Annotated in this window: 21 protein-coding genes; 8 read left to right on the top strand and 13 right to left on the bottom strand. The window is 41.8% G+C overall.

The features are described from left to right. Positions 1 to 4 precede the first annotated feature (4 nt). Entirely contained in the window at positions 5 to 688 is a 684-nt protein-coding gene (gene lolD, locus OCV29_RS07100) for a lipoprotein-releasing ABC transporter ATP-binding protein LolD (protein WP_073602764.1), read from the bottom strand. Further along, complete coding sequence (gene lolC, locus OCV29_RS07095; RefSeq protein ID WP_073602763.1) at positions 681 to 1,889, bottom strand: lipoprotein-releasing ABC transporter permease subunit LolC; 1,209 nt, start codon at positions 1,887 to 1,889, stop codon at positions 681 to 683. The genes lolD and lolC overlap by 8 nt, the downstream gene beginning before the upstream one ends. 164 nt (positions 1,890 to 2,053) lie before the next feature. Here lolC and OCV29_RS07090 point away from each other — a divergent pair, with 164 nt between their 5' ends. From OCV29_RS07090 to OCV29_RS07080, 3 genes are read left to right on the top strand one after another with little or no spacing between them, the layout of a single operon-like run. Beyond that, the gene (locus OCV29_RS07090; RefSeq protein WP_073602762.1) at positions 2,054 to 2,623 is read left to right on the top strand and encodes a PilZ domain-containing protein; all 570 of its coding nucleotides are present in this window, start codon (positions 2,054 to 2,056) and stop codon (positions 2,621 to 2,623) included. A gap of 10 nt (positions 2,624 to 2,633) precedes the next feature. Continuing rightward, positions 2,634 to 6,095 carry a transcription-repair coupling factor gene (gene mfd / locus OCV29_RS07085; protein WP_073602761.1) on the top strand — a complete coding sequence of 1,154 codons (3,462 nt, stop codon included), beginning with the start codon at positions 2,634 to 2,636 and terminating at the stop codon, positions 6,093 to 6,095. Between the two features lie 45 nt (positions 6,096 to 6,140). After that, the gene (locus tag OCV29_RS07080; protein ID WP_073602760.1) at positions 6,141 to 6,914 is read left to right on the top strand and encodes a peptidoglycan binding protein CsiV; all 774 of its coding nucleotides are present in this window, start codon (positions 6,141 to 6,143) and stop codon (positions 6,912 to 6,914) included. A 57-nt stretch (positions 6,915 to 6,971) separates the two neighbouring features. Here the strand turns inward: OCV29_RS07080 and OCV29_RS07075 are convergent, their stop codons facing one another. The 6 genes from OCV29_RS07075 to hinT form a co-directional block, all read right to left on the bottom strand. Then, entirely contained in the window at positions 6,972 to 8,261 is a 1,290-nt protein-coding gene (locus tag OCV29_RS07075; protein WP_073602818.1) for an NAD(P)/FAD-dependent oxidoreductase, read from the bottom strand. A gap of 294 nt (positions 8,262 to 8,555) precedes the next feature. Then, positions 8,556 to 9,104 carry an alpha/beta hydrolase YcfP gene (ycfP, locus tag OCV29_RS07070; protein WP_073602759.1) on the bottom strand — a complete coding sequence of 183 codons (549 nt, stop codon included), beginning with the start codon at positions 9,102 to 9,104 and terminating at the stop codon, positions 8,556 to 8,558. Between the two features lie 79 nt (positions 9,105 to 9,183). Further along, positions 9,184 to 10,044 carry a phosphotransferase gene (locus OCV29_RS07065; RefSeq protein ID WP_073602758.1) on the bottom strand — a complete coding sequence of 287 codons (861 nt, stop codon included), beginning with the start codon at positions 10,042 to 10,044 and terminating at the stop codon, positions 9,184 to 9,186. A 52-nt stretch (positions 10,045 to 10,096) separates the two neighbouring features. Beyond that, positions 10,097 to 10,687 carry a penicillin-binding protein activator LpoB gene (lpoB, locus tag OCV29_RS07060; protein WP_073602757.1) on the bottom strand — a complete coding sequence of 197 codons (591 nt, stop codon included), beginning with the start codon at positions 10,685 to 10,687 and terminating at the stop codon, positions 10,097 to 10,099. 160 nt (positions 10,688 to 10,847) lie between these two features. Continuing rightward, positions 10,848 to 12,251, bottom strand: a complete 1,404-nt coding sequence (locus OCV29_RS07055) for a COG3014 family protein (protein WP_261887380.1) — start codon at positions 12,249 to 12,251, stop codon at positions 10,848 to 10,850. Between the two features lie 86 nt (positions 12,252 to 12,337). Further along, a complete protein-coding gene (gene hinT, locus OCV29_RS07050; protein ID WP_073602755.1) occupies positions 12,338 to 12,688 on the bottom strand; it encodes a purine nucleoside phosphoramidase in 351 nt (116 codons plus the stop codon). Positions 12,689 to 13,105: 417 nt separating this feature from the next. Here hinT and OCV29_RS07045 point away from each other — a divergent pair, with 417 nt between their 5' ends. Next, positions 13,106 to 14,266, top strand: coding sequence for a Card1-like endonuclease domain-containing protein (locus OCV29_RS07045; protein WP_073602753.1), 1,161 nt, complete (start codon positions 13,106 to 13,108; stop codon positions 14,264 to 14,266). 30 nt (positions 14,267 to 14,296) lie between these two features. On the opposite strand, the gene fadR is transcribed toward OCV29_RS07045, so the two are convergent. Beyond that, the gene (gene fadR / locus OCV29_RS07040) at positions 14,297 to 15,133 is read right to left on the bottom strand and encodes a fatty acid metabolism transcriptional regulator FadR (RefSeq protein WP_073602752.1); all 837 of its coding nucleotides are present in this window, start codon (positions 15,131 to 15,133) and stop codon (positions 14,297 to 14,299) included. A 621-nt stretch (positions 15,134 to 15,754) separates the two neighbouring features. On the opposite strand from fadR, the gene nhaB reads away from it, so the two are divergent. Then, complete coding sequence (nhaB, locus tag OCV29_RS07035; RefSeq protein ID WP_073602751.1) at positions 15,755 to 17,347, top strand: Na(+)/H(+) antiporter NhaB; 1,593 nt, start codon at positions 15,755 to 15,757, stop codon at positions 17,345 to 17,347. An 80-nt stretch (positions 17,348 to 17,427) separates the two neighbouring features. Continuing rightward, positions 17,428 to 17,946 carry a disulfide bond formation protein DsbB gene (gene dsbB, locus OCV29_RS07030; protein ID WP_073602750.1) on the top strand — a complete coding sequence of 173 codons (519 nt, stop codon included), beginning with the start codon at positions 17,428 to 17,430 and terminating at the stop codon, positions 17,944 to 17,946. Positions 17,947 to 17,998: 52 nt separating this feature from the next. On the opposite strand, the gene OCV29_RS07025 is transcribed toward dsbB, so the two are convergent. From OCV29_RS07025 to cysB, 3 genes are all read right to left on the bottom strand, one after another. Beyond that, positions 17,999 to 20,818, bottom strand: a complete 2,820-nt coding sequence (locus OCV29_RS07025) for a DNA translocase FtsK (protein WP_073602749.1) — start codon at positions 20,816 to 20,818, stop codon at positions 17,999 to 18,001. 187 nt (positions 20,819 to 21,005) lie between these two features. Further along, positions 21,006 to 21,500: a leucine-responsive transcriptional regulator Lrp gene (gene lrp / locus OCV29_RS07020; protein ID WP_073586297.1), complete on the bottom strand. Its 495-nt coding sequence runs from the start codon at positions 21,498 to 21,500 to the stop codon at positions 21,006 to 21,008. Positions 21,501 to 21,864: 364 nt separating this feature from the next. Further along, positions 21,865 to 22,839: an HTH-type transcriptional regulator CysB gene (gene cysB, locus OCV29_RS07015; RefSeq protein ID WP_073602748.1), complete on the bottom strand. Its 975-nt coding sequence runs from the start codon at positions 22,837 to 22,839 to the stop codon at positions 21,865 to 21,867. 292 nt (positions 22,840 to 23,131) lie between these two features. Here cysB and OCV29_RS07010 point away from each other — a divergent pair, with 292 nt between their 5' ends. Together OCV29_RS07010 and miaE are read left to right on the top strand one after the other, a co-directional pair. Next, the gene (locus OCV29_RS07010) at positions 23,132 to 23,896 is read left to right on the top strand and encodes a DNA repair protein (protein WP_073602747.1); all 765 of its coding nucleotides are present in this window, start codon (positions 23,132 to 23,134) and stop codon (positions 23,894 to 23,896) included. Between the two features lie 75 nt (positions 23,897 to 23,971). Next, entirely contained in the window at positions 23,972 to 24,745 is a 774-nt protein-coding gene (miaE, locus tag OCV29_RS07005; protein ID WP_073602817.1) for a tRNA isopentenyl-2-thiomethyl-A-37 hydroxylase MiaE, read from the top strand. Between the two features lie 51 nt (positions 24,746 to 24,796). Here the strand turns inward: miaE and pyrF are convergent, their stop codons facing one another. Continuing rightward, entirely contained in the window at positions 24,797 to 25,492 is a 696-nt protein-coding gene (gene pyrF, locus OCV29_RS07000) for an orotidine-5'-phosphate decarboxylase (protein WP_073602746.1), read from the bottom strand. Positions 25,493 to 25,512 lie beyond the last annotated feature (20 nt).

Here is a 25,512-nt window from a genome sequence, read left to right as displayed (position 1 = left end):
AAGCTTAAACCTCCACCTGAACCAACAGCCCATCTTTCATGAACAGCTTACGATCCATTTTATCGGCCAGCTCCTGATCATGAGTCACAACTAAAAAGGCAGTCTGTGACAATTCATTCAGCTCCCGCATCAAATCATAAATTGCATGCGCCGTTTTATAATCCAGATTTCCTGTTGGCTCATCAGCCAAAACCAGTTCGGGTTGATTCACCAAAGCTCTGGCGATGGCAACCCGTTGTCTTTCTCCTCCGGATAATTCACCGGGTCTGTGTCCGACACGGTGAGACAAACCGACTTTCTTCAACCACTCTTCAGCATGACGACGGGCCAGAGAAGGTTTTTCTCCCCCGATGAGCAAAGGCATAGCAACATTCTCTAACGCACTGAAATCAGATAACAAATGATGAAACTGATAGATAAACCCGATATGCCGGTTCCGGATTCTGGCTTGTTGCTTATCTTTCAGATCAGATAACGGCTGCCCTAAAAAGTTCACATCCCCGCTGGTTGGTGTATCTAAAGCCCCCAATATATGCAGTAATGTACTTTTTCCGGAACCGGATGCTCCGACAATAGAAACCAGTTCTCCCCGGGACATTGAGAAGCTCACACCATTTAAGACTTGCGTAGATAAACTGCCTTCCTGGTAAGTTTTTTTAATACAATGACAATGAAGCAGGTTATTCATATCTCAGCGCCTCAGCAGGATGGACGGATGATGCCCGTAAAGAAGGATAAAACGTCGCCAATATACTTAATCCGATAGTAAAAAGTTCAACCACAAATACCTGAACCAGATGAATATCAACCGGTAAAGACCCACCTAAAGTTCTCAAATCCACACCGAGTACAGACAAAATCTCATTCAGGTATGATGCCAGCAAAATACCCAAAATACCGCCGGATACAGCCCCGACAATACCACTACTTGCTCCCTGAACAATGAAAATAAACAGCACCTGTAATTTATTCATTCCCTGGGTCTTCAAAATAGCCACCTCCGACTGCTTCTCCATCACCACCATAATCAGCGCAGAAATAATATTAAATGCTGCAATTGCCACAATCAGGCCCAACATCAACCCCATCATGTTTTTTTCCATTTTTACTGCCTGAAAAAGCTCACCACGCTGTTCCCGCCAGTCACTCCAGTGCCATCCTTCAGGTAAGGCATTACGATCAATATCAGAAACAACAAACGGATCATTAAAAAACAGCCGCCAGCCGGAAATAACATTTTCCTGTAAACGCAATAATCGTTGAGCATCCCGGATATGTGTAATCATCAACTGGCCATCAATGTCAGACCCCGTATTAAATATTCCTGCCACGATGAAATTTCGCTGACTGGGAATCCGCCCCAGAGGTGTAAAAAGACTGGCCTGTGTGACCATTAAACGGACTTTATCCCCAAGAGTAACATTCAGCCGCCTTGCCAGCTGGCTGCCAAGAAATACAGAATAAGCACCCGGATATATATTTTTCATATCTCCGGCAATTAAATAATCTGAAACCGGATCACCCGTTTCAGGTAATATTCCCAGCAGGATTCCCGCAGAGAGCTCTGTGGTACTTTGAATCACAGCTTCGCTTCGAACCAGAGGCTCGGCCTGATGGCTGACTGATAACCCGGAAATGAAAGCCGGAGATGTCTTGCTCCATGGTGTTTTTTCTTTCTGTTGATATACCATAGCCTGAGGTAAGACACCTAAAATCCGGCCTTTGAGCTGTGATTCAAATCCATTCATCACCGATAACACGACCACCAGCGACAAAACACCAATCGTAATACCAGCTGTGGATATTCTCGACACAAAGCGGCTGAAGCGATCACCTGATTGTCCCCTCAGATACCTGAGGCCAATAAAAACAGAAACAGGATGAAACATACAATAAATCCATCGAAAGTATTGCCCGGTACTTTAACGATTATCAGCTTGAGGTTGTAGCATTAATTTGCCAAATCCTTGTTAATTCGCATGAATGACCGCATATCCCTTGATTACTTCATCTGTATGGTGATAATCAATGTTCTGGTATGAAGGAATTCATTATGATCGAACAAGAGTTTTTTACAGTCGTTCACTCACTGACAAGTAACATCGAACCATTAGATGAAAGTTTTTTGCTGCCTGACGATGAAGATTTCATCGCTGAAATTCCTGTACCGTTTGTGGTTGCCAGTGAATTCAGCCAGCTGGAGCAACTGGCAGATACTGCAAAACAAGAATTAAAAAGCCGGGACCTGAAAAGTCTGGTGAACCTGCTCGACAGCCAAAACCGAAAGTTAAATCTGCTACTGAATTTTATGCTGTCACAGCAAAACGAACCTTCGCTTTGCCATCAAACAGTGTCTTTCGGGGCAAGTCAGTTTACTTATACAAGCGACACACCAGTGGCAACCGGGACCAGACTCAGAGTGAAATTATTCCTTGATTATCCACCCTCTGCCATTTATTGCTACGCAGAGGTTGAATCGTGCCAGCAGGAAGGCAGTTATTATTCGGTGAAAGCCCGGTATGTCCGTCTCAGAGACAGCGATCAGGACTTACTGATTAAAGCTGCACTTTACCAACAACAAAAATTACTTCGTCAACGTTCCGTTGAACGGGATAACGATTAAACCAATTGAAATGACCACGCCATCCATATTATCTGTCAGTGTCCCCCAAGGCTCAGGGGACAAAAAACAAATCGGAAACCTGTCCGGTTCCAGCCTTGCTCTTGCAGCTGCAGAATTAGCACTGCAGCATAATCACCATACATTACTGGTCACCGCTGATACGCAAACCGCATTAAAATTACAGCAAGAGACCGAAGCTTTTTTCTCACAGGAAATTGCACTTTTTCCTGATTGGGAAACACTTCCTTACGACAATTTCTCTCCTCATCAGGAAATCATTTCTGAACGCATATCCAGACTGTACCAGCTGCCAAACAAAAAGGCCGGGATAACGATCGCACCCGTTTCTACCCTGCTCCAAAAACAGTCGCCCAGATCATTCCTCCTGCAACACACGCTGATGGTCAGACAGGGTGACCAGTTTTCATTAGAAAAACTCCGTCATCAGCTTGAACAATCTGGCTACAGGCATGTCGACCAGGTTTTTGGGCCAGGGGAATATGCAAGCCGGGGAGCTATACTTGATTTGTTTCCAATGGGATGTGAGCATCCGTATCGCTTTGACTTTTTCGATGATGAAATCGAAACAATCCGTACATTTGATACCGAGACCCAACGCTCTCTGGAAACCATAGATGAGATCTGTTTATTACCTGCTCATGAGTTTCCGACATCAGCAGATGCCATTGAAGCGTTCCGGAACCGCTGGCGTCAACAGTTTGAGGCCCGAAGAGAACCTGAATCTGTATATATGCAAGTCTCAAAAGGCACCTGGCCTGCCGGTATTGAGTACTGGCAGCCTCTGTTTTTTGAACAGACTGAGACATTATTTGATTACCTTCCGGATGAAAGTCAGATCATTATCATTGGCGATCCCGAACCGGCGATTGATCGTTTTCTCACGGATGTCAGTGAACGATATGAACAACGAAAAGTCGATCCATTACGTCCGCTGCTTCCTCCCGGAGAACTATGGCTGCAAAAAGATCATCTGTTCGGCTACCTGAAACAATATCCATCAGTTCAGTTGCATCAGACAGCAATAGAGAGTAAATCTGGCAGAACAAACGCCCCGATAAGTTTACTGCCAGACATCAAACTGCAGCATCAACAGAAAGAACCTCTCGGTTCTTTGCGTCAGTTTGCTGAAAATTTTGCTGGTAAAATTATTTTTTCAGTTGAATCAGAAGGTCGTCGGGAAGCGCTTCTCGAACTGCTACACCCCATAAAATTCAGGCCGGCTGAACAAGCTGATTTTTATCAGGCTTGCCATGATGATGCTTCTTTATCTCTTATTGTCGGGGCTGCTGAGCACGGTTTTATTTTGCAGCACCCCCCCGTTGCACTTATCTGTGAAAGTGACTTACTGGGTGATCGGGTCATTCACCGGCGTAAGAAAGATAAACGCCAGACAAACGGTGACGCTATCATTCGCAATCTTGCGGAGTTAAAACCCGGACAACCCGTTGTACATATTGATCATGGCATCGGACGCTATCTTGGGTTACAGACATTAGAAGTTGGCGGCATCAAAACTGAATATATGACTCTGGAGTATCAAAATGAGGCGAAGCTCTATGTCCCGGTTGCTTCACTCAACTTAATCAGTCGTTATTCAGGCGATGCTGAAGACCATGCTCCGATTCATAAGCTGGGCGGAGAAGCCTGGTCAAAAGCCCGGCGCAGAGCCGCTGAAAAAGTCCGGGATGTCGCTGCGGAACTCCTCGATGTGTATGCCAAACGCGAAATTAAACCGGGTTACCGGTTTGCTCTTGACCGGGAACAATACGCTACTTTCAAATCAGGATTTCCTTTTGAAGAAACCGATGATCAGGCAATGGCGATTAACGCCGTTCTTTCTGATATGTGTCAAAATAAAGCCATGGACCGCCTTGTGTGTGGCGACGTTGGTTTCGGCAAAACCGAAGTCGCCATGCGTGCTGCATTTGTCAGTACTGATAATGGTAAACAGGTTGCTGTACTTGTTCCGACCACCTTATTAGCACAGCAACATTTTGAAAACTTCCGGGATCGATTTGCCAATCATCCAATTCGTGTTGAGGTGCTTTCCCGATTCAAAACAGCAAAAGAACAAAAACAGATCATCAGCGATGTAAAAGAAGGAAAAGTAGATATTCTGGTTGGTACTCATAAGTTACTGTCCAGTGAACTTCAGTTTAATGATCTGGGCCTGTTAATTGTTGACGAAGAACATCGTTTTGGGGTCCGCCAAAAAGAAAAAGTCAAAGCGATGCGGGCAGATGTGGATATTCTGACACTCACAGCGACACCGATTCCCCGGACACTCAATATGGCGATGAGTGGCATGCGGGATCTTTCTATTATTGCGACCCCGCCAGCAAGACGGCTTGCGGTTAAAACGTTCATCCGTCAAGATGAAAACAGTGTGATTCGTGAAGCAGTTTTACGTGAAATCATGCGGGGGGGACAGGTTTACTATCTTCATAATCAGGTAGAAACGATTGATAAAGTCGCTGCAGATTTAGAAAAGCTGATCCCGGAAGCCCGTATTACTGTCGCTCATGGACAAATGCGGGAGCGTGAACTTGAACAAATTATGAACGACTTCTACCACCAACGTTTTAATTTGTTAGTTTGTACCACAATTATTGAAACTGGTATTGATGTTCCGACAGCAAATACAATCATCATTCACAGAGCAGATACTCTGGGTCTGGCTCAATTACACCAGCTCAGAGGCAGGGTCGGACGTTCACACCACCAAGCTTATGCTTATCTGATGACGCCGCCTCCGAAGGCTTTAACCAAAGATGCCGTAAAACGTTTAGAGGCGCTGGCATCTCTGGAAGATCTTGGAGCTGGTTTTACACTGGCAACACATGATCTTGAAATCAGAGGCGCGGGAGAGTTGCTGGGTGATGAGCAAAGTGGTCAGATACAATCCGTAGGATTTACGCTGTATATGGAAATGCTTGAACAAGCTGTTGAAGCATTAAAGTCTGGCAAAGAGCCCGCGCTTGAAGACTTACTCAAAGAACAGACTGAAGTTGAATTCAGACTACCTGCTCTGTTACCTGATGACTATATTCCGGATATTAATACACGGTTATCGATGTATAAACAGATTGCCAGCGTCGCTGATGAAAATGAACTGAATGAACTCAAAGTTGAGCTCATAGACCGGTTTGGAAAACTGCCGGATGCCGCGTTAAATTTATTGGAAATTACTCAATTTAAGCTGAAAGCAGCGAAACTGAATATCAGGAAAATAGAGGCCCATCAAAAAGGTGGTTATATAGATTTTCATCTTAATGCTAATATTGACCCAACCTGTTTAGTCCAGCTTTTGCAGTCCCAGCCCCAGGTATTTGCTATGGACGGGCCGACAAAACTGAAATTTACCGTGTCACTGGAACAACGCCCGGAGAGACTCCGGTTTATTCAGGATATACTGACATATTTTCAACAAAATCTGTTACCCAAAGTATAATGCCTGACAACGGCCAAAATCTCTAATCATCGTAAGGGAGTGATAATGAAAAAGCTGATCCCACTATTGATGCTCTTCATCGCAATGCCTGGTTGGGCTAAGAGACAATTTGACATCGAAGTGATCATTTTTAAACGTGTCGCAGATACTGAAAATACAAATGAATCCTGGCCGGCTCGTCTTCCTGCCATTGCATTTAATAAAACTGGCAGCCTGAATTCTCAAAGTTATCGGGCAAAAAAAGGAGTGGCTCTTCTCCCCCGTAGTGAATATAAATTAAATGCGCAGGAGCAAAGGCTGAACCGGCACGCAGGCTTTCATGTGCTCTTGCACACAGCGTGGCGACAGGGAGATCAGGGGCAAGCGTATGCACCTGCTTTTCATATTCAAGCAGGTAAGAATTTCGCGTCTGTCTATCGGCCCGATGGCAGAGAACTGGCATCCTCTTTAAGCCACTCTCCAGTCGAAGGTGTGATTGAAACATCCATCCCTAAAGCGCTTTATGAACTGGATGGAAAGCTTCAGGTTTATGTTCAGCACTATTTGTATGCTGACGCAGTTTTTGACCTGAAAATACCTGGAATCAAAGAAATATCCGTTCAGGATATCCCTGTTGATACCAGCTCAGATGCTGAAAGTAATCATGATACAAATATACAGCTTGGCCACCTTCAGTCCATCAATTCGGTCGTTACTGAAGAAAAGTTTTTACAACCATACCGGCTAAATCAGAAGAGAAGGATGCGTAGCGGAGAAACCATCTATTTTGATCATCCGCTAATGGGTATTATCCTGCAAGTCAGAAAAGTCACTCAGTAATATACAGACAAAAGAAAAGACCCGGCATCAAGATGCCGGGTCTTTTCTTAATTATATCTAATGAAGCTTCAGATTTGGTCGTAAAACACGGTTAATTCTGCCAACCAAAAGCATTAAAGAAGTTTTAAACATTCCATGTAAAGCCATTTGATGCATCCGGTATAATGAAATATACACAACCCGTGCAATCCGTCCTTCAACCATCATTGAACCTTTTGTCAGGTTCCCCATCAAACTACCGACAGTAGAAAACCGGCTCAATGAGACCAAAGAGCCATGATCCTTGTAAATATATGGCTTTAACTCCCTGCCATTCAATTTTGCAACAATGTTTTTAAAAGTCTGGGTTGACATCTGATGTGCAGCTTGTGCTCTCGGGGGAACAAATGAGCCATCCGGTTGAGTACACTGTGCTAAATCACCAATGACAAAAATATTTTCATCACGTGTTGTCTGCAGTGTACTGGTCACAACAAGCTGATTAATTCGGTTTGTTTCCAACCCGGCAATTTCTTTCATAAAATCAGGCGCTTTAATTCCTGCCGCCCAAACCATGATCTGTGCCGGAATTTTTTCGCCTTCTTGAGTCACCAGTCCATCCGCATCAGCCTGAGTAATCCTGGTAGCAGTCCGGACAGTAACACCGAGTTTGGTCAATTCATGATGTGCAGCCCCTGAAATCCGGGGAGGTAATGCCGGCAAAATTCTCTCACCAGCCTCGACAAGGTTAACATTCAGCTTACTTGAATCCAGATCCCCAAACCCATAATTCTGTAATTCTTTCACTGCATTGTGTAACTCTGCAGAAAGTTCAACACCTGTTGCACCACCGCCAACGATAGCAATGTCAACAGTTCCCTGTCCATTGTGTGCATGGAGTTTTAAAAACTCATTATTCATTTCAGTTCTGAAACGATGTGCCTGCCCCGGACTATCGAGAAAAATACAGTGCTCCCTGACGCCTGGTGTATTAAAGTCATTCGATGTCGAACCAATTGCTAATACAAGCAGATCATATTCAATTTCTCTTCTTGGAAGAAGCAACTCACCATGTTCATCTCTTAGCTCTGCAAGATGAATGACCTTGCGCTCCCGGTCAATATTCTCGAGACTACCCATTTGAAAATCAAAATGATGATTTTTCGCATGAGCCCTGTAACTCAGGGCATCAACCCCTTCATCAAGAGAACCGGTAGCCACTTCATGCAATAAAGGCTTCCACAAATGGCTGGCATTTTTATCAACCAAAGTAACATGAGCACGTTTTTTTCTTCCCAAGGTTCTGCCAAGTTTAGTTACAAGTTCCAAACCACCAGCACCGCCACCTACAACTATAATTCGAGTCACGAAATAAATCCCCAATACGCACTTACCTGGTTTACCCAAGTCAAAGTTTCAGAAAACAGACGGATATCAACAGCAAAATCCACATCATGAATTGAACAATAAAAACACGAGCACCCGAAAGTGGTGGAGAATAAGCTGATACTTTACTTTTTGAGCCTGCACGATTCACCTGAAAATCATGTTTTCAAGCCATTTTACAGACGACTAAATTTTATAATTATCGATATTATAAGGGGCTATTCTGTCCATGCAACCTATGATTTCTTACAAAGAAAAGCCCTGCGTTCACATGAATCAAGCCTCAGTTTTACCTTTAAATGTATCCACAGCTTTTAAATGATGAGAAATTTTCTTAAATTTATGGCTTTGTTCATCATCCCAGATAATATCGTAATAGTCAGATAATTCAGTCATAGTCCGGCGATGATCAAGTACTTCATCATTTCTGGACAAAATCACCAAACAACGACCTTTATTCTTCGTTCTGAACTGACTGACACATTTAGTTGCTATATCTTCATACTCTTCAGGACGATCAATCTTACCAAGCATATTTTCTTCCGGGTGAAGGTTCGGATTAAAAATAACCTGCTTTATTCCACATAAAAAACCAATCCGTTCCGACCAGTATCCACCCAGACCAACACCACAAATCACCGGGGATGAATCTTCACTCAATTGGATCGCCTTATCAACTTCTTTTAACAGATGTTGCATATCATGTTTGGGATGCAATGTACTGTAATTAATAAACCGAACATCATCATCAATGAATTTCAACTGTAAAACCTTCTCATGATTACCCGGACTTGTAGAATCAAAACCATGTAAATAAATGATCATCTCGACCTCTCCAATGCATAGACTAAAGGAACTACATCAAAATATACCCAAGCTTACCAAAGCGAGTGCTCTGGTATGACTACAAATCAGATAGCGACCGTTTAATTTTTTTCGCTTCCTCTCCCATAATCTTACTATCCCACACTATTTCAGCAATAAAATACCATAGCATAGCAAGCATACGGGCACGGGGTATCCATTGTTTTACACCATCGATCCAGTCATCTGTATCACTGATATGTCTCTGGTAACAATAGTCAGTAACGATTTTTGCGAGCGCCTCTTCTGTTCCAAAACTCATTGCTAAATCAAGCCTTGGATCGGCAAGCGCCGCATACTCCCAATCGATAACTTTGAATCCCGAAGCCGTTTTAATAATATTATGCATACCGAGATCAAAATGGCATAAAGTATCAGATGTCTCTTTAATGTTCGGCATGACACGCCACTGTTCATAAAGTGCCTGAACAGTATCTGTCGGAAATCCGAGAGATTGCAGCTGAAACCAGTAATGATCCAAGCGGGCAATATATGAAAACGGAATAACAGGCAAATGCTTGACCGGAAACTGGTGAATTTGAACAAAGAGTCCGACTAATAGCTTTTCGTCATCCTGATCAGGCGGTTCACCATCAATCCATTCAACAATAAGTCCTTCGTCTTTCAGCGAGTAAGGTTTGGGAGATAAAGAGAAACCGGCTGTATCAAGTGCTGATAAAATCCTGTATTCCTGATGTCTGGAAATAGAAAAGTATTGGGTGACTAATGTTGAAGGCCGCCACACAACCGGAACATGTTCATTAAATTCAACTTTCCAGCAACGATTCGTCAATCCACCTGATAACATCTCGGCAATCAAGGGAGATGCCTTAAAAGCGCCGGAAACTGAGGCTAAAGAAGGTTCAAGCAAACAAGCTTCCCGCCATGACATTCTTGCCATTACTACCTCCTTTCCGGCTTTGCTTCAGAGACTGTTCAACATTTCTGTGCTCTTATAAGCCAAGAAAAGATTTTGTCTGCTCTTTTCTGATTTCAGTTTCATCTGCCCACTCAATTAAACCCGTTTTCAAATCCATTAAACGCATTGTCATTTTGTAGTAGACATCTTTATCACTACCAGCGTTTTTTACAATACTGGATAAGTTGCCATAAAGCATATATTGAGCACCCAGCATCTTGCCAAACTGGACAGAACTGCTTTTATCTACCAGCTGATCATTATTTTGAAAATTCAGCTGTTCCCTGACAGCTTCCACTCTGTCCATATCAACAAAACGAAACCTGCCGGAATTCAATAGTTTAGTACTAATAGTATCGGTAATTGACTCAGTATCAATATGTTCACTTGTTTTGTTTTTAATTCTTTCGACAAAAACAACAGGTCTGACATTATGGGTAATGACAGCAACAGATCCTGACGTCAGCATACTATCAACCATGTCAGAAGCGATCGTTTGCAAATCTGTGGAACCAAAATCAACTGTCTTCGTTTCCACTGCCTGAGCATCACCATAATATACCTTATTGGAACAGCCGCTCATGATTGCCGCCAGCCCCAACACTAAAATCATACTCTTTTTCATAAAGGTCCACCTCAACCCACGTTCATTAACTGATTCGTCTGCTCTTCCTGACTTTTGAAAATGCCGACCGATAAAGTTTAAATTCTAATCACTATTCAGACAAACAAATTTAGAACACTGTACATATATGACTGTACTAACCACTAAACGATAATCCAGTTCATAGTTTTCCCAAAACTTTATGCCAGATAACCGTATTGTTTCCCTGCCGGGACAACCAAACCAAAACTGTTTCCTTTTCTGGCGCATCGAATGCATATGTCCGGTGACCGGCAATGATTTGCTGTTTACCTGATTCAACCACTTCTGTTGCACTAAAAACAGAGCCAGGTAATGTTATCCAGCTCCGTGTATCTGGCTGTTCTGTCGCAACATTCCAGACATTCATCATCAAGTTGACAACACCATCACTATTTCTGTGACTCAGTCCATGCCGCAGACTATTTTTTGCGGCCAGTCGCAATATTTGACGAAGTATCACAGACGGAAGCTGTTCTTTTAATTGATATCTGGCCATTAAGTTTGTATCTGCCAGTAAAGCGCCGTAAATAGCTTTTCGGTTAAGATTAACGGGCATCACCTGTAAACGATTGTATGATTGATAATAAGGTAATGCCAGAGAATACAGCCCATAGTGCCTGTTATTATCATGAAAAACAGGAACGGATTGCTGCCATCCTCTCAGCATATCCACAATACCCTGTTCCTGAATAATAATTACACGACTATGATTAGAAGACAAAGCCAGAGATAAATTTCCATAACGTTTGCGCAACAGAGACAAATCATCTTTCATCCCTAACTTTTCTGCACACCTCATCGTTCCCTGAATCACAGCATGATTATCTGGGGCGACTGCAAGTGCGCGACGATAATCAACATAAGCATCATTCAGCGCGCCTGATGCTTCATAAAGGAGCGCTGAAAGATAAAAGAGATAACCATTCTGAACTGCCTGAAGACCTTTACCTGCATCAGGATAACCAGACAGAATACTCCCTATATCAGGCTGAATTCCCTGATTTTTTAACTGTTCCTCTTCTCGTTCTAAAACATCTTCTCTTGTCTTTTTGGCCTGTTCCTGAACCTGATTTGCCCGTCTCAGCTCTACCAGGGCATCCTGAAGTTCATTTTCATGCACATATGACAATGCAGAATAAAGATGGAGAAAGCCGACTTCATAATCAGCAGGTATATAATCATTAATGTTATCATTAACGAACAGTGACCCCAGATTCGCCGTTTCTCTTGAAAGAGAAATTGTTGCAAGCTCCTGCTGACGCTCAATTGCCTTGTTACTCTGATCAAAAAACAGCAGACTTTTTTGATAATCACGATTAAGCAGCGCGATCCGCCCCTTTTCCATGGGTGTTAAAATATCATCTGTTGCAGAGTCACTATCGAGCATATCCAGAACATGTGAATAATCACCCTGCTTTATTCTCTGATGAAGTTCGCTATTTCGGGTAGCATAATCACTGAACAAATTTTCAGCCGAAAAATTTGCACAGGCATTGACTAAAAAAGCCATAAGAAAAATAAAAAAGCACCGAAAAAACTTCATTCAATTTCGCCTGATTTTATTGTCTCACTCACGGTTCACTACCCCAAAAAATATCCGGTGGATGGCATAAACAGCACTCAAGAAACCTAATCCATGAGCAATGGACCTAATGGTTTACCACCTAACAGATGCATATGGATATGATAGACCTCTTGTCCGCCATGAGAATTACAATTTACAATCAACCGATACCCGTCTTCAGCAATTTTTTCCTGTTCTGCCAGCTTCTTAGCGACTGTGAACATTCGTCCTAAAGCAAGTTCATCACTTTCTTCAACATCGTTAATCGTTGGAATCAATTTGTTTGGGATGATCAAAATATGGCTTGGTGCTCTCGGAGTGATATCCCTGAATGCAGTGACCAGGTCATCCTGATAAAGGATGTCAGCCGGTATTTCTTTACGAATAATCTTACTGAATATAGTTTCTTCAGCCATAATTGCTCCTAATATTTTTAGATGTTGTTATCCTGGGGACAGTTATATATTGCTTTTTAAACATGAACTTCCGGGGTAAAAGACGTCTTCATCCGTCAGACGAAAACCTCAAAAACAAACAAAGAAAACCACAAATGAAAGCCCGGATAAAGTATGCTCTTTTTAAAAATGAAGCTCAATCAAAACTCTTCTTAAAAAATGAACATCAGACCTTGTGAACAGAACAAAGTACTGCAATATATGCACCAACCACAATATCATTCACGTAATCTCTGATTATCTTGTGTAAAAAGCAGGTCATATTTTGTGACTTATTACTCCGCTCCTCTTGTTTTTTGCCTGTTTCATCATATATATGTTAAAAGCAACCTGCACCACTTTCCTTTCAACTTTTGCAGGTAAGCATGAGGAAAATCTATGATTATTCATGTTGGCATCATTGACCAGGATCCTGTTCGTCTTGTTACTCCACTACTGGATCACAGAAATGTGAGTTCACATATCATCTTACTGGGCGATCTTACTCAAAAACCAATATATCACCGTATTGAGGCTGTTCTGGAACAACATCAAATTACAAGTGAGTTTTATGAAATTCCTTCCGGAAGTAACATTATCTCAATCAAAAGCGCAATATATAAACTAGCCAGCGAATTGAAGCAGAAAGGTCAGCATATTCAGCTGAATGCCAGCTGTGGTTTGCGGCACAGGCTCTTATCTGTCTATGAGGTATTCCGGAGTTTTCAGTGGCCAATTTTTGTAGTGGAACCTGATTCAGATTGCCTTTGCTGGCTGTATCCTGATAATTTTCAGGATACTCAGGTGCAAGACCGAATTACGATTTCTGATTATTTAACTATTTTTGGTGCCAGAGGTGAGTTTTCAGAGCAAAAGCTTACCCCATCCATGGATATTAAACTTTGTAAGCTGGGGGAATACTGGGCAGGCAATGCACTCGAGCTCGGTCCCGGACTGGCAACCCTCAATTACCTTGCAACAACATGTCGAAAAGAACAAAAACTATCCGTTGCCTTAACTGAAAAACAGCAAGGATATAAAGAGCTCAGTATACTCATCAATGATCTGGTTGGAGCAGAACTGGCTTCATACGACAAAGGCATACTGACATTTGCGACTGAAGATGCGAGGCGGTTTGCAAATGGTGAATGGTTAGAAACACTGGTTAACAATGTTGTCCGACAGATACAGGATGATATGCCGACCATTCAGGACCGGTCACTCAATGTCCAGGTTTACCGGCAGTTAGGTGATAAAGAAGTTAAAAATGAGCTCGACATTGCAACTGTAGTAAACAATAAACTGCATATCATCGAGTGTAAAACGAAAGGGATGAGAGATGATGGAGATGATACGCTCTATAAACTGGAGTCTCTTCGCGACCTTTTAGGAGGGTTACAAGCCAGAGCGATGCTGATCAGCTTCAGGCCTCTCAGACAAAATGATGTCACAAGAGCACAAGATTTAGGACTGGCATTAATAGGTCCTGATGAATTAAAAACTCTGAAACACCATTTAACATGCTGGTTCAAAAAAGCTGGCGGCCATGAGAATCTTTAAAACAGTAAGAAGGGCCAGTTGCCCTTCTAATCAGCTATCATCTTCGGTGAAACTTGTAGGCAAAGAGCGCTTCATCTCATTCCAGATCTGACCACTCTCTATGCCATACTGACGAATCAGAGCCGGCAGTTGCTCATGATTTTCAGAATGACACAGAACCAATAAATCTTTATAAAAAGTAAGCGCCAGGATTCTGGCTTCTGAATTCGAAAAATAATAGGATCCAACACGATCATAAAGCTTTTTCAATCCGTTAAAAATAAGACCGTATATCTGATTCCCAGAATGAAAAGCCAGACGCTGGAACAACATATAATCATAAAAATTGAAAGTCTTAGCGATTAATTTCTGCTCTCTTTCTTCCTGGTCTTCTTCTTCGGCTTTGACATGCTGAAGAATTTTTCCGGCATATGATGAGTTTTCAATAAAAACATCCCAGGATTCAGCGCGCAGCAGGGACTCACAGGACTCAATCACTCTTTGGATCGTTTTCTGTGATTGTGTTTGATTCACTTTAAAAGCATAACGCATAAAAATAGGACTAATGTTCGTTCGTACCGCAAGTAAATCTTCAACAATACTCGTTGCATTATCTGCATCCAGCGTCATCAGTGTATCTAGTATATGCAGTCCTGATGTCTCCATGAACTGATTTACCTTAGTCGGCTTTCCATGTTGAATCGTTAGCCAGCCATCACGGGCTAAACGCTGTAAAACTTCCCGTAAAGTCGTTCTCGTAACACCAATCAGTTCTGACAGTTCTCTTTCGGCAGGAAGAATCGAACCTGGAGGAAAACGTCCATTCCAGATACTTTCTATAATGTATTTTTCTGCAAAACCCGCCGGGCTTTTTGCCTTAATGACCATTCAGTACTTTTCCAGTTTAGTTTTTGTAAGACAAGTGGCCCACATGATAACACCAGTTGCTGTAATGCGGAAATTTCACAATTAGTTATTTTTCTGGTATTACTCTTGGCGATCATTGATAAAACGAATAACTTATTGCTGATTTGATTTAGCTTAAGATTACCATTTTGAAATTCAACTACAATGAAATCGTCATCAATTGAGTTTTTATACAATGAATAGCATTGAAATGGTTCATTAAATTACAAATTAGTAAATTTATTACAAATGCATTCACCTGTTCAAAATTGCTAAAGATAACTATTGAGGTCCTTATCACGTACCAGGTGTGAAGTTGTTACACTTTTTATAATAAAACAATTATATTTGATGCGTTTTATATGTGAGAATCTCCGGTAACTACGCATTATTTTTTAAGTATGAGTCATAGCCTAATATAGGAATATGGTTTTCAGAATGAAAACCATAACTATTTGTATTTGGGAGTAGCAAGTTGATTGTTCAAAAAGAAGCCTGTTACTGTAAAATGTTTAATTTTTGAATAGATAAAATCGTATATTTTGCGTTCAATATCAGTGGTTATATGTCATCTATTCATAGCAAATAATAAGAGTAATCATCATGCCTATTTCATTAAGAAATGCTTTTATTAAAAATTTCCTTGGAAAGGCGCCAGACTGGTATAAACTGGCAATTATCGCGTTTCTCATTGTTAATCCTATTGTCTTTTTCTATGTAAGCCCATTTGTTGCCGGATGGTGTCTGGTTGCTGAATTTATTTTTACCCTTGCAATGGCTCTGAAATGTTATCCTCTCCAACCCGGAGGACTTCTTGCCATTGAAGCAGTTGCAATAGGTATGACCAGCCCGGAGCAGGTTAAACATGAACTGGTTGCAAATATAGAGGTTCTGCTTCTCTTGATCTTTATGGTCGCAGGCATCTACTTCATGAAACAGCTTCTCCTCTTTATTTTTACGAAGATTCTTTTAGGCGTACGCTCAAAAGTGAAGTTATCACTTGCTTTTTGTGTTGCTGCCGCATTTTTATCCGCTTTTCTCGATGCACTGACAGTTATTGCAGTTATTATTAGTGTGGCTGTTGGATTTTATGCAATATATCATAAGGTTGCATCCGGTCGGGGTGAACATAATTCTCATGATCATACTCAGGATGAACATATCTCCGACCTCACCCGGGATGATCTGGAAAATTATCGTTCTTTCCTGAGATCACTGTTAATGCATTCGGGTGTTGGTACTGCATTAGGCGGTGTAATGACCATGGTGGGAGAGCCCCAAAACCTTATTATTGCTGATCAGGCACACTGGCATTTTGGAGAGTTTCTGCTTCGAATGTCCCCGGTAACATTTCCTGTTTTTATTTTTGGTATCTTCACTTGTATCCTCGTCGAAAAAATGAAAATTTTCGGCTATGGTGCTGAGCTTCCTGAAAATGTGCGTAAGATTTTGGTCGACTATGAAACAGAGCAAAAGAAACACCGCACAAACCTTGACGTAGCCAAACTCTGGATACAGGGATTGATAGCGGTTTGGCTGATTGTAGGCTTAGCGGTACACATCGCGGCTGTCGGACTTATCGGATTGTCTGTGATTATCCTTGCAACAACCTTTACCGGTATCATTGACGAACATGCCATTGGTAAAGCATTTGAAGAAGCTTTGCCATTTACAGCCTTACTTGCCGTTTTCTTCTCTGTTGTTGCGGTCATTATTGACCAGCATCTTTTCAAACCAGTCATTGAAGCCGTATTACATCTGGAAAATGCTGATCTTCAGCTGGCAATGTTTTATGTTGCTAACGGACTGCTATCCATGGTTTCAGACAATGTGTTTGTTGGGACCGTTTATATCAATGAAGTAAAAACAGCGCTGACTGAAGGCATTATCACCCGTGATCAGTTTGATTTACTTGCTGTTGCGATTAATACAGGGACCAATCTTCCATCGGTTGCAACACCGAACGGACAAGCAGCATTCCTGTTCTTACTGACTTCAGCTTTAGCACCACTTATCAGGCTATCTTATGGCCGTATGGTTATCATGGCTCTGCCTTATACTATTGTTCTGGCGATTATTGGCCTGCTTGGTATTATGTTCCTTGTAGAGCCTCTAACCGCAGCTTATTATGATCTACACTGGATCTCACACCATGTCCCTGAAGTGCTGTCCCCAGCCACATCAGGAGGGCATTAATTCCACCTTGAGTCCGGAACTATTTCGCATTAAAAGGCTCTGTATTACAGAGCTTTTTTATTTTTACAGGATATTAAACAGTGACACTGATAACTAAATTAAATCAATTCTCCCGGCGCCGGATCGCTTGGCTTATTTTATTTTTATTCGTTATATTTTTTGAGTTATGTGCACTTTTCTTTCAGCATGGAATGAAACTGGCGCCATGTGTGATGTGCATTTATGAAAGAATTGCAATGTTGGGGATTGCCGTCTCTGCATTGGTCGGATTAATAGCGCCAGAAAATATTATCTTCAGAATTGCAGGTCTGCTTGGTTGGGGGTACACGGCACTCAGAGGCTTTAACCTTGCAAGGCAGCATGTAGAATATCAGCTACATCCATCACCATTTGCAACCTGTGATGCCTTCGTTCAGCTCCCGCATTGGGCTCCGCTGGATCAGTGGATGCCATGGATGTTCAAGGCTTATGGTGACTGTAGCGAAATATCCTGGCAATTTTTAAGCCTTTCTATGCCACAGTGGTTGGTCATCATTTTTGCAGCAAACATGTTCGTTGCCTCAATATTTATTCTCGTACAATTAAGAAAAATTCACTGAAACAACGACAAGAGCAACCAGCTGAGTTTTCTCTGCTGGCTGCTCAAGCGTTTTATTCTTTAACCGGTGCAGGAGCTAATACCTCCCGGTTTCCATTATGTCCGGGAGCGCTCACAATCCCTTGAGCTTCAAGCTGTTCAACAATCCTTGCTGCACGGTTATAACCAATTTTAAATCTCCGCTGAACTCCGGAAACAGAGCCTCGCCGGGTTTCAACAACATGAGCAACAACCTGATCAAACAGAGGATCAACATCTTCATCAGAATCAATCTGCTCCCCAGGAAGTAAAGCTTCAGGTCCTTGCTCTCCGTGTGTAATATCCGGAATATAGTCCGGTTTACCTCTGGCTTTCCAGTTGTTAACCACTGCATGGACGTCATCGTCGGATGCAAATGCACCATGCACACGGGTCGTATGACTGGAACCCGGAGGTAAATAAAGCATGTCCCCCATCCCTAACAATGACTCTGCGCCACCCTGATCCAAAATAGTTCTTGAATCAGTTTTCGTTGAGACAGTAAATGCAACTCTTGTCGGTATGTTAGCCTTAATCAATCCGGTGATAACATCAACAGAAGGTCTCTGAGTCGCAAGAACAAGGTGAATACCGGCCGCCCGGGCTTTTTGGGCAAGTCTCGCAATGAGCTCTTCAACTTTTTTGCCGACAACCATCATCAAGTCAGCAAATTCATCGACAATGACGACAATAAATGGAAGTTTCTCCAGCCGTGGCGGTTCAGCATCCATACTATCCCCTTCTTTCCATAACGGGTCATGTATCGGATGCCCAGCCTGCTCAGCAAGGTCCAGTTTCTCATTAAAACCTTTAATATTTCTGACACCCAGAACTGACATCAATTTATACCGGCGTTCCATCTCAGCAACACACCAGCGAAGCGCATTGGATGCATCTTTCATATCAGTGACAACTTCGGTAAGTAAATGTGGTATACCTTCATAAATTGAAAGTTCAAGCATTTTGGGATCAATCATGATAAATCTGACTTCATCCGGAGTTGATTTATATAACATGCTCAGAATCATCACATTCACACCAACAGATTTACCTGAGCCAGTTGTTCCGGCAACGAGGACATGAGGCATTTTTGCTAAATCAGCGACTACCGCTTCCCCGGCAATATCCTGCCCTAAAACAACAGTTGTCGGAGAAGTGGAACGTTGAAACTTATCACTGCTAATGACATCAGAGAGATAGACAGTTTGACGCGTCAGATTTGGTAATTCGAGTCCGACATATGGTTTTCCCGGTATCACTTCAACCACGCGAACAGCGGAAGCAGATAAAGATCGGGCTAAATCAGTGGACAAACCAGAGATGCGACTAACTTTCACGCCCGGAGCCAGGTCCAGTTCAAAGCGCGTAATAACCGGGCCAGGATAAATTCCTACAACACTCGCTTTAATCTTGTAATCTGCCAGTTTTGATTCTACCAACCGGGCAATGTGCTCCAACATATCCTGATCAATAAAATCATCACGCTTTTCAGGATGATATAACAGCTCGAGCGTCGGAAGCGGTTCTTCCGGTTCAGGCAAATCAACGTCTTTCTGCACCAAGAAAGGATTCTGTTTAGACAGTTCAACTTCTTTTGCCTCAGCAATAATATTCTGAAATGCCACAACATCCTCATCAATATTGCCATCTGTTGCCCGTATAATGTCCTCTGATTCATCAGGTACATCACTTTCCACCTGAGCATGACTTATACTTTCATCATCATCAAGGACATCCAGATCAGATATTAATGGTTCTGACTGAGGATCAATCTCTACAGAATCAATCGACAACCTGCCAGACTGAATTTCAGAGTCGTCTGATTGCTTTTCAGGCAGGATTACATCTTCTTCCGGAATTTGGACAGAAGCAATGGACGGTTGCTCTGACACAAGTATTTCTTCCTGAGGACTGTTTTTAACATCCCGGATGCAATCACTTTCATCTGTTCCAGAATCATCTGCCTCATGACTTATCTCACTATCAGCCTGATGCGCTTGCTCGTTCAGACTGAATGATTGAGGTAAGTGAATATGATAATCTCTTGTGTCACTTGTAACAGATTCAGAAATATCAGGTATATCAGGTATATCAGGCTCAGAAACAATGTGAGAATTTTTTTCACTTTTAACTTCAGAAACCATATCAACAGAAAAATCAGGGACTTGCACTGGTGACTGAAGCACAATCTCAGATGAATCTTTACGAATTTTTGCCAGTATTCGCGTTGAGCAGGAAATACATACATCACCAAGCCACTCGACAATGGTAAGCCAGGATATTCCGGTCAACAGTGTAAAACCGGCTCCCCATAAAAACAGAAAAATTAATGTACTACCCAGAATATTGAATGTTGGTATTGCCAGATTACTTAATACATCACCAACAACGCCTCCTGATGAAAAATACCATAGATCATCGAAATTGATGTTAGCCAAACCACAGCTGGTCAGTAAAAGAATCACAAACCCAAGTAAACGGGTTCCCCAAAGCATAAAATCAATGGGTAAAGTCGGCTCTTCCCGCGGCTTTCTAAACAGAATCCAGGCAATAACAGTGATAAAGACAGGAAGTGGATAAGCAATTGAGCCAAAGGTAAAAAAAAGTGTATCAGCAATCCAGGCACCAATATAACCACCAGCATTGTGTAATTCACCACCCCAGGATGTTTGTGACCAGGATGGGTCCGCTGGGTTAAAAGTAAAAAGAGCAACAGAAAAAAAAACGGATAAGAGCACTGCCAAAATCAAAGCACATTCTCTCAACCGCTGAACACCATTCAAACGAGATGACCGGGAGACATCCGCTTTAGTTTTAATCAGAGTCTGAACTGTACTCTTACTCTCTTTAAACATAGATTATCTTTAACCAGAACTTAGTAACAACAGTAAACAACTACATCCACTCACAAATTACCGTGAGTATAAAAGAATCCGAGCGGCTAAATGCCGCCCGGTGTATTACCATCATTTAATCATACCGACGCTTAAAACCCAATAAACTTCAGTCAGAATATAGAAAATTCCGGGTCATAACGCTATATTATCTTGTTTTAATCACCAGTTGATTCGTTTGTTTCACTTCTTCCATCACAACATAAGTCCGGGTATCATTTACCCCCGGTAAACGAAGCAATGTGTCCCCCAGTAACTTCCGGTATGCCCCCATATCGGAAACACGGGTCTTAAGCAAATAGTCAAAATCTCCAGATACCAGATGACATTCCTGAATATCATCTAACTTCTGAACAGCATTATTGAACTGTTCAAAAACATCCGGAGCACCACGATTCAAAGTTATCTCAACAAAAACCAACAATGATGCATCGAGATATTGCGGGTTTAACAATGCAGTATAACCCATAATGTAGTTTTGGCGTTCAAGACGCCTAACCCGCTCAAGACACGGCGTAGGCGATAAACCCACCCTCTTAGATAACTCGACGTTCGAAATGCGCCCATCTCGCTGCAGTTCATTCAAAATATTGCGATCAATACGATCTAAATCCTTAGATGGCTTTTTATAGTTGTCTGCCATACCCTATTCCACCTTTATTACTTCCTTGCAATTACACTAAAAAAATATAAAAAATCTTAGCTTTCTAGATAAGAACTATATCAGCCATTAATTCGTTATATTACACAAGCACCCAGTGAATACAACTAAATAGGCTGACTATAATCGATATCAAATCATTTCAACAGATTTTTCTGCTGTTTTGAACGGATTTCAGAAGATCATGTTTGATGTCAAATCATCATAAAAACAGTCAGTTATCCACTTTACACATTAAATAAAAAACAAAAAACTTCTCATTTACATTTTAATATCCATTTAAAGTTACCCAGCACAATACGGATGAATGACGGCCTGACAGAAATTCACTAAACCATGGTCCGGATTACCGGACTGGCAGATTAATATCTTTAAACATTTCTTCAATTTCCTGATTCGACTTGAGCGCTATAGCTTGCTCAACGACCGGACGAGTCAAATGAGAGGCAAACCTTTCCATAAAATCATACATATAAGATCTCAGGAAAGTTCCTCTGCGAAATCCTATGCTTGTGGTACTTGAACCAAACAGATGACTTGCATCTATCGCCACTAAATCAGTATCCTGCTCTTCGTCAAAAGCCATACTTGCAATCACCCCGACACCAACACCTATACGGACGTATGTTTTGATAACATCGGCATCTGTCGCAGTGAATACGACCCGGGGCACCCGTCCAACCTGATTAAATGCCATATCCAGTTCAGAACGCCCGGTAAAACCGAACACATAAGTGACAAGAGGATATGTTGATAGCTCTTCAATGGTAATTGTCCCTTTTGAAGCAAGAGGATGACCTTTTGGTACAACAATAGACCGATTCCAGTGATAACAGGGGAGCATAATTGCATCCTGATACAGATGAAGAGCTTCCGTAGCGATGGCAAAGTTAGCAATTCCTTTTGATACAGCTTCAGACATCTGGCTGGGTGTTCCCTGATGCATGTGCAATGATACCTTTGGATAACGAGCGGTAAACCCCTTAATGACGTCAGGGAGCGCATATCGTGCCTGTGTGTGTGTCGTGGATATATTTAATGTACCCATTTCAGGGTTTGTATGCTCTCCGGCGACAGCTTTAATACTCTCGACCCTGGATAATATTTCCTGAGCAATCTTTACAATTTCTTGTCCAGCTCCGGTTAACTGAGTCAGATGTTTCCCACTTCGCTCAAAAATTTGAATACCTAACTCATCCTCAAGCAAACGAACCTGTTTACTGATCCCTGGTTGAGATGTATACAAACTCTCAGCAGTTGCAGATACGTTCAGGCTATGATTAACGACCTCAACAATATATTTTAATTGCTGCAATTTCATATAGAACCCCGCTATCCTTCGAGCAATGCGACAGTATATATCATTTTATATAATCATTAGTTATAATGGTTAATGATGTGAATTAATACCCCTGAAGTAACAACTTCCAGAAAATAATTGAGAGTTACTCTGGAATTAGTGTTTTTCAGCCCAGATTTTTCACTTTTGTCCGGGAATGTGTAATCATTCACTAGCAAGACATGTCAAATTCTGTCATGTTGTTATGAAGTTATTGTCAGGAGTGCTATATTCTTGACTGTGTTTTAGCGAATTACGGTTGAATACAAGATATATGAGTATTGGATTAATCATCACATTGGTCGGATTATTACTTTTTTTAGTACTTGGCTATAACATGATGCTGCAGTACAAAATTAAAGTTGATGCAGCAAAAAAACACGAATCAGCCCGTTATATAGCAATTATTGATGCAACTGAAGAATTGATAGGCAATGCACATCATATTCCATTTAGTAAAGCTCTTTTGGTGTGTCTGAACAACAGAATATTGGACGCCCTTCAAAGTATGCATGAACTGGATCCCAAGAATAAACCCTTGTCTCAGAGAGTTCAGGATATGCAACGTCAGGTAAAACACCTGAAAGAAAATCATCCCGATAAAGATAGCACGGCATTTAAAGTACCAAGCAGCGACAAACAGGCAATTGTGATGCTTAAGCTGGTCAAACGTTTAAGGGATACGATACGTACAGAACATAATAAAGGCCGGTTTGATACACAAGCATATGTGAATGAGAATGCCCGTCTGGAAACAATGCAAATTCGCATCAATATCGAAAATGTGATCAAACGAGCGAAAGATTCGATTAACAGAGGGCAAGCAGGGACAGCAACTCAATTGATTAAAAAGGGTATTGATGTTCTCAGCACCAGAAATGACGCATACTCTGTGCAAGCAAAAGGTAAATTACAAGATATGCTTGATGAACTTGAAAGCAAGCGCCAGAAAACCCGTGCAGCAGAGCAACAAATGCAAAATGAAAATGAACGGGATAACGATATTGATGCATTGTTTGGTGAAAAGAAAAAATGGTAGCTTTCAGGCTTGAACCTTTTCAGTTATTCTTTCAGGCCGCATAAAGCGGCTTTTTTATTTTTGGTACCGTATCTCATGGAAAGTTACTCAGCTATATCCTCCCTACTCCAACCAATAGAAACATTCCTCCAGTGTGACACACCTGAAGAGTGGCTGGTTGAAGCCCAAAAACCAGAAAATCTGGCCACCATACTCACTGATCATCTCCTTTGCGAATTAAAAGCAGGCCAGTCGGCAATGCTTCTCATCAAAAAATATGCAGTCGATCAAAATAGTGCGGTTGACTTGCATCATTGGCTTCGGCCATACGAAGCGTTCGCCTATAAAAATATCGGCGATCTGAAAATGCTGAAAGAACAGAATAACTTCTCAAAAAATATTATCGTCAAATCAGATTCCCCCTATAGTCAACAGCTTATTGATAAAATGGTATTACTGATCAAAGAGGAATTACATCACTTTTGTCAAGTGCTTGAAATTATGGATAAAAAGGGAATTGTATACCAAAGTATTCCTGCCAGCAGGTATGCAAAAGGCATGTTTTCACACGTAAAGACATATGAACCAGATACGTTAATCGATAAACTCATCATAGGTGCTTATATTGAAGCACGTTCCTGCGAAAGATTTGCCAGACTGGCACCATATATGGACAACGATATTGCTGGTTTCTATTTTTCACTTCTTCGCTCTGAGGCAAGGCATTTTCAGGATTATCTCAACCTGGCACAATCGATCTCATCAAAGGATATTTTGCCCCGGATACAAGAATTCGGCAGAATCGAAGCAGAGTTAATCTCAAGTCCGGATAAGGATTTCAAATTTCATAGTGGCATACCGGCACAATAAAGGTTGTATAAAAATACAACCTTTTGGAACATGCAGAAGCAAATTCAGAGATTAAAGAATTGATTGATTTATCTCGGTAAGGACGGCAGCCGGATCTTTCGCCTGAGTGATGGGACGCCCGATGACAAGATAGTCAGAACCGGCCTGAATTGCATCATAGGGTGTCATCACTCGCTTTTGATCCCCCTTCTCAGCTCCTGCAGGCCTGATTCCGGGAGTAACAAGCTTAAAGTCTTGTCCCAGTTCAGATTTGAGATAGTGAGCTTCCTGTGCAGAGCATACAATACCATCTAAACCTGAACCTTTAGCTAATTCCGCTAATCTTAAAACATGCTCCTGTGGAAGGATGTCCAGCCCTATGCTTTTCATATCAGATTGAGACATACTTGTCAGCACTGTCACACCAATCAGTAATGGTCTGTCATCCCCATAAGGGGCAATTGCTTCGCGGGCAGCGCTCATCATTTCCTGCCCACCACTTGCATGGACATTAACCATCCACACGCCAAGATCAGCTGCAGCTTTAACTGCTTTAGAACAGGTATTCGGAATATCATGAAACTTTAAATCTAAAAATACTGAAAAATCACGTTGGTGCAATTGACGAACAAAATCAGGCCCAAACAGCGTAAACATTTCCTTACCAACTTTTAAGCGACAACTTGTTGGCTCAATCATATCGACAAAACGAAGTGCCTCAGACTGATTATCATAATCTAATGCCACAATAACTTTTGGGTCGTTCATTTTGACTCCTCTGACCTAAT

Source organism: Vibrio aerogenes (assembly GCF_024346755.1).
In the GTDB taxonomy this organism is placed as follows: Bacteria; Pseudomonadota; Gammaproteobacteria; order Enterobacterales; family Vibrionaceae; genus Vibrio; species Vibrio aerogenes.
The sequence above is the reverse complement of the archived record's forward strand: the minus strand, read 5'-3'. Positions and strand labels throughout refer to the sequence as shown.